This window comes from Nonomuraea sp. NPDC001684, assembly GCF_053596515.1.
The window spans coordinates 1-5,308 of record NZ_JBSFGJ010000563.1 but is presented as its reverse complement, the minus strand read 5'-3'; the positions used below and the strand labels follow the sequence as shown (position 1 = coordinate 5,308).

At 73.2% G+C, this 5,308-nt stretch carries 7 protein-coding genes and 1 pseudogene; 3 read left to right on the top strand and 5 right to left on the bottom strand.

The annotated features are described in order from the left end of the window. Positions 1–327: pseudogene (locus ACWCSD_RS47160) on the bottom strand (hypothetical protein); the annotation flags it as partial. A 136-nt stretch (positions 328–463) separates the two neighbouring features. Here ACWCSD_RS47160 and ACWCSD_RS47155 point away from each other — a divergent pair. Further along, positions 464–820 carry an ArsR/SmtB family transcription factor gene (locus tag ACWCSD_RS47155; protein ID WP_449925447.1) on the top strand — a complete coding sequence of 119 codons (357 nt, stop codon included), beginning with the start codon at positions 464–466 and terminating at the stop codon, positions 818–820. 54 nt (positions 821–874) lie between these two features. Next, the gene (locus tag ACWCSD_RS47150; RefSeq protein WP_449925444.1) at positions 875–1,936 is read left to right on the top strand and encodes a hypothetical protein; all 1,062 of its coding nucleotides are present in this window, start codon (positions 875–877) and stop codon (positions 1,934–1,936) included. An 18-nt stretch (positions 1,937–1,954) separates the two neighbouring features. On the opposite strand, the gene ACWCSD_RS47145 is transcribed toward ACWCSD_RS47150, so the two are convergent. Beyond that, positions 1,955–2,500 (bottom strand): YceI family protein, encoded by a 546-nt coding sequence (locus ACWCSD_RS47145; protein ID WP_397158539.1) that lies wholly within the window; start codon positions 2,498–2,500, stop codon positions 1,955–1,957. 89 nt (positions 2,501–2,589) lie between these two features. Here ACWCSD_RS47145 and ACWCSD_RS47140 point away from each other — a divergent pair, with 89 nt between their 5' ends. Continuing rightward, on the top strand, positions 2,590–3,045 hold the full coding sequence (locus ACWCSD_RS47140) for a MarR family winged helix-turn-helix transcriptional regulator (RefSeq protein WP_449925440.1): 456 nt from the start codon (positions 2,590–2,592) through the stop codon (positions 3,043–3,045). 30 nt (positions 3,046–3,075) lie between these two features. Here the strand turns inward: ACWCSD_RS47140 and menC are convergent, their stop codons facing one another. The 3 genes from menC to ACWCSD_RS47125 form a co-directional block, all read right to left on the bottom strand. After that, complete coding sequence (gene menC, locus ACWCSD_RS47135; RefSeq protein WP_387674167.1) at positions 3,076–4,194, bottom strand: o-succinylbenzoate synthase; 1,119 nt, start codon at positions 4,192–4,194, stop codon at positions 3,076–3,078. Beyond that, positions 4,191–4,949 carry a GNAT family N-acetyltransferase gene (locus tag ACWCSD_RS47130; RefSeq protein WP_397158544.1) on the bottom strand — a complete coding sequence of 253 codons (759 nt, stop codon included), beginning with the start codon at positions 4,947–4,949 and terminating at the stop codon, positions 4,191–4,193. Before ACWCSD_RS47130 ends, menC begins: the two co-directional genes overlap by 4 nt. Positions 4,950–5,002: 53 nt before the next feature. Then, a partial coding sequence (locus ACWCSD_RS47125; RefSeq protein WP_449925435.1) for a helix-turn-helix domain-containing protein occupies positions 5,003–5,308 on the bottom strand: 306 nt, incomplete at its 5' end.

Below are 5,308 nucleotides of genomic sequence, written 5' to 3'. Positions count from 1 at the left end.
GACAACCTCTTCGGCCGCCAGGTGCTGCTGGTCAGCGGCGAGTACAGCGCCGGCCTGCAGACCGGGTTCTGGGGCTCCGAGCAGGTCGGCCGCCCGGCCGCCGAACAGCAGGAAGCCGCCGGCGAAGACGACGTACGCGCTGACCACGAGCTGCTGGGTCTGGCCGGGGAAGCCCAGGTCGGCGCCGATCCGCGGGAGCGCGACGAAGACGATGTTGAGGTCGAGCGCGTAGATGAGCTGGGCCAGGGCGAGCAGCGCCAGGGTCCAGCCGAGCCGGGGCTTGACGCCGTCCGCGACGGACGCGGGCAGCGTGGATGGTGTGGACATGGAACGCCCTTCGGAGGGAGCCGGTGAGCGGGCACGCGGAAGCCCGCCGCACGAAACGATCGTACGATGATTTACGTACGGTCGTACTATGCCAGACCGGAAGGGGATTGTTCGACAGTCGCGGTACAGTTGGACCATGGCTTTCCGTCATCCCGACCCTGATCAGATCCGGGTCGAAGACGTGCTGTCGGCGCTGGGGAACGGCGTGCGGCTGTCCGTCGTCCGCATCCTCGACGCCGGGGGTGAGCACAACTGCACCAGCGTGCTGAACACGCTGGGGATCACCGCGAAGTCGACCATGACCCACCATTGGCGGGTGTTGCGCGACAGCGGGGTGATCTGGCAGCAGCCGTCGGGCCGGGAGAACCTGCTCGTCCTGCGGCGCGAGGACCTGGACGCCCGCTACCCCGGCCTGCTCGACGCCATCCTGTCCGGCGCCCGCACCGACGCCACCGCCCACCGGCACGACGACACCGGGCAGCCCTCCCGGTGAAGCAGTCCTCCCGGAGAGGCGGTCCGACCGGGTTCCGGCGCGTACATTGCTGGCATGTTGCTGCGCGTCGGCCGGGTGGTCGCGGGTGTGGTCGCGCTGGTGCTGGCGGCTTCCGCCGCCTTTCCGCTGAACGCCCGGGGCCCGCGGCCAGGAGCCGGCGGTTGTCCGGTCTCGTCCGCCGGCGGGTGGGAGCGCGGTGACCGGCCCGGGGAGCTGGTGCCCGCCGACGGCGCCGTGTCGGTGACGATGTGCGAGCTGCCCCTGCCGTCGTCCCAAGGGCAGGCGGCAGGGGCGGTCAGGAGGCTCACCGACGGGGTCGGCGCGATGGTCTCCGAGCTCAACGGCCTGCCCACGCGCGACGCGCTGGAGGCCGAGCTGCGCCGGCGCGAGTCGGCCAAGGGGCGCGTCCTGGGCGACGACCTCCACCTCGGCGAGATCTGCACCCTGGTCGGCTACGGCACGAGCCTGTCCTTCGTCGTGCATTACGGGAACGTGCGCCGGCCCGCCGTCGTGCTGGTCGATCGCAACTGCGGCACCGCCCGGTACGCGGGCCGGACGCGGTTCGGCGATCCGAGCGACGCCTTCCTCCGCCGTTACCGGGCGCAACTGGAGGCGCGGCCGGCGCTCGTGCGGCTTCCCGGGTGCGCGGACGCGCTGCCGGCCGCCGACATCGACCTGACCCGCCCGCGCGGTTGGCCGCGCGACGACGTCGCCGCCAACCGCGGCTTCCGGTGGCGCGCCCTCCTGCCCAGCCCGCTGTCGGCCGCCGCCGCCTGCCGGTACCGGCTCGACGGGGACGTGCTGCGGTTACGGGCCCAGGCCCGCGTCCCGGATGATCTTGAATCCGTGCGGTCGCTGCTCAATGTCTCGACGGCCGTGGACACGGTGACCGACCGTGGCGGAACGGAGAGCGTCACCAACGCCACCGACTGCGGCCTGGGCAGGTTCACCCGCCCGGCCGCCCTCGACGTGGTGTGGGTGGGCGACACCACCGGCGCCGTCGCCGAGGTGCGGGTCTGGCGCGCGCCCTGCCGGGCCGTGTACGCCGGATCGACGGGCGGCAGGATCCCCACGGCGGAGTTGCTGTCCCGCCTGGACGCCTGGCTGGGACGCTGAGAAACCTCGGGCGCGCGCTCAGGCGGACCTGACGGCGGAGATGTCGAACTCCAGGGTGATCCGGTCGGAGATCATCACGCCGCCGGTCTCCAGCGCGGCGTTGTACGTCATGCCGAAGTCCTTGCGGTTGATCGCCGTGCCGCCCTCGAAGCCGACCCTGGTCACGCCCTGGGCGTCGACGGCGGTGCCGGTGTAGTCGAGCGGGACGGTGACCTGCCGGGTCACCCCGCGGATCGTCAGGTCGCCGGTGACCTCGAAGGCGTCGCCACCCGCGTGCTTGACGGACGTGGACTCGAAGACGATGTGCGGGTGGGCGGCGGCGTCGAGGAAGTCGCCGGTGCGCAGGTGGCCGTCGCGCATCTGGTTGCCGGTCTGGATGCCGGCCACGTCGAGCACCACGCGGACGGCGGAGGCCGCCGGGTTCGCCGCGTCCAGGCGGGCGGTGGCCTCCTGGACGGGGATGCTGCCGCGCACCTTGGTCACCATGGCGTGGCGGGCGACGAACCCGAACCGGCTGTGGGCCGGGTCGAAGGTGTAGTCGCCGCTCAGCTCGCTGGGGTACATGTCGCACTCCAATTAGTTCAGCACTGGAAGATTCGGCACGACAGTACCTAGATTTATTTCAGCACGCAACCTTCCAGTACGATCGGGGCATGACCCGCTGGCTCAACGACGACGAACAGCAGGCGTGGCGCAGGTTCGGGCTGGCCACCCGCCTGCTGACCGACCGCCTGGAACGCGACCTGATGGCGGCCGCCGACATGCCGCCCACCTACTACGAGCTGCTCGTCCTGCTGTCGGAGGCCCCCGGGCGCACGATGCGCATGAGCGAGCTGGCGCAGTGGACCAACTCCAAGCCGAGCCGCATCTCGCACGCGGTCAACAAGCTGGAGCAGAAGGGGTGGGTGCGCCGGGAGCACTACGCCGGCGACCGGCGCGGGTGGCTGGCCGTGCTCACCGACGACGGGCACGCCGCGCTCCGGGCGGCCGCCCCGAAGCACGTGGCCAGCGTCCGTGAGCACCTGGTCGACCTGCTCACCGCGGAACAGCTGCGGCAACTCGCCGACATCAGCCAGATCCTGCTCGACCACCTCGTCGAGCAGGAGTGACAACGTCCGGTCAGCCCACGCCCGACCGTCTCACCCGGCGGGGGTGACGCGGACGGGCGGGTCGGTGGTGAAGGCCGCCAGGGCGTCCGGGTCCGGCGTGACGCCGACGCCGGGGCCGTCGGGCACCACGATGGAGTCGCCGGTCAGCTCGATCGGCGCGGTGATGTCACGCTCGTAGTAGCGGGCCGTCGCCGAGATGTCGCCCGGCAGCGTGAAGCCGGGCAGGCTGGCCAGCGCCAGGTTCGCCGTCCGGCCGAGCCCGGTCTCCAGCATCCCGCCGCACCACACCGGCACGTCCGCGGCCAGGGCCAGGTCGTGGATCCGGCGGGACTCCAGGTAGCCGCCGACCCGGCCGGGCTTGATGTTGATGATCGAGCAGGCGCGCGCCCTGATCGCGGCCGTGGCGGAGCGGGCCGAGGTGATCGACTCGTCCAGGCAGATCGGGGTGTCCATGCGGGCGGCGAGCCGGGCGTGGCCGTCCAGGTCGTCCGGGGCGAAGGGCTGCTCCAGCATGGTCAGGCCGTAGGCGTCCAGGCGGGCCAGGTGGCGGGCGTCGGCGGGGGTGTAGGCGGTGTTGGCGTCGGCGGTGAGCATCAGGCCGGGCCCGAACGTCTCGCGCACCAGCCGCACCGGCTCCAGGTCCCAGCCGGGCTCGATCTTGAGCTTGATCCGGGCGTACCCGGCGCCGATGTGCCGGTCCACGGTGTCGAGCAGGTCGTCGAGGGTGTCCGCGATGCCGACGGACACGCCGACGCGCACGCTGGACCGCACCCCTCCCAGGTGGGCGGCCAGCGACAGGCCGCGCGCCCTGAGCACCGCGTCCAGGACGGCCGTCTCGACGGCGGCCTTGGCCATCGGATGGCCGCGCAGGTGCGCCAGCGCGGGCCCGACGCCGGCCGGGTCGAGGCGCGGCACCGCGAACAGGGCGGGCAGCAGGAAACGGCGGATGAGGTCGGCCGCGCCCTCCAGGTACTCGGGGCTGTAGGTGGGCTCGTCGTCGGCCACGCACTCGCTCCAGCCCTCCTCCCCCTCGGCGCCGCGCACGCGCACCAGCAGCGCCCGGCGCACGGTCTGCGTGCCGAGCGAGGTGCGGAACGGGGTGATCAGGGGCAGCGCGACCGTGCGCAGCTCGGCTTCGGCGATCCTCATGCCGCGCGCTCCAGCACGTACCAGCCGTCCCTGGTGAAGGCGGCGATCCGGTAGCCGCGGGCGAGCGCGCCGCCCAGGGCGGCCCGCTGGGCGGCCCGCCACCGCGCGGCCTCCGCGGGCTGCTCGCGCCGCAGCCGCTCGGCGTCGGCGGGCGTGGCGCAGCGCAGCACGGCCGCGCCGCCCGGCTCGCGCGGCGCACCGCTCTCGTCGAGGATCACCTCGGCCTTCCGGGACTCGCCCGGGGCCGACCGCTCCGGAGAAGGGGCCGGGTCGACGGGCCAGTGGGCGAACAGGCGGTCGGTGACGTCGCCGCCGTTGATGCCGTCGTTCATCGGCCCGTAGAAGTCGGGCACGTACCGCTCGGCCCGCGCGCCGAGCCGGGCGAGGTTGAAGAAGGCGTTGCGGCGGACGAGCGGGTCGAAGGTCCAGGAGATGGAGTTCAGGCCGCGTTCGGCGGCCCACGTGCGCTGGTGCGCCTTGATCGCCTGGCCGATCCCCCGGCCCCGCGCCTCGGCGGCCACGCCCACGACGTGGGAGTGCAGGCTGCCCCCCTCGGCGAGGAACCCGGAGGCGGCGGCGACGAGCACGCCGTCGAGGAAGGCGCCGCCGACGTAACCGCCGGTGTGCTCAAGGGCGCACATGAGGTCGACGGCCACCGGCGGGTCGTCGCCCGCCCTGGTGTTCCAGACGCGGCGCAGCAGCCGGTCGGCGGCCTGGAACTCGGAGGTCCCGTGGAGGATGCGGATATCGAGCATGGCACCAGCATTCCGCCGGACCGCCGCCGGATCGTTGGCGCGCAAGCCCAACTTCAGCCGCCGCCGTTTGTGCCGGACGCCGGGCTCTGACCGTCGCCCGCGCCGGACGCCCCGATCTCGGCCAGCCGCAGCTGAAGGCCCAGCACGAGCCGGACGTCGGGCTCGTCGAGCGCGATCAGCTCGCCGATGCGGCGCAGCCGGTACCTGAGCGTGTTGGGGTGCAGCGACAACGCCTCGGCCGCCCTGGGCACGTCGTAGTGGGCGGCCGAGCTGTGGTTGACCCGGTCGAGCATCGACCCGGTGAGCACGTCGGCGTCGGCGGGCAGCTCGCGCACGGGCAGCGGCCGGCCCTCGTAGCG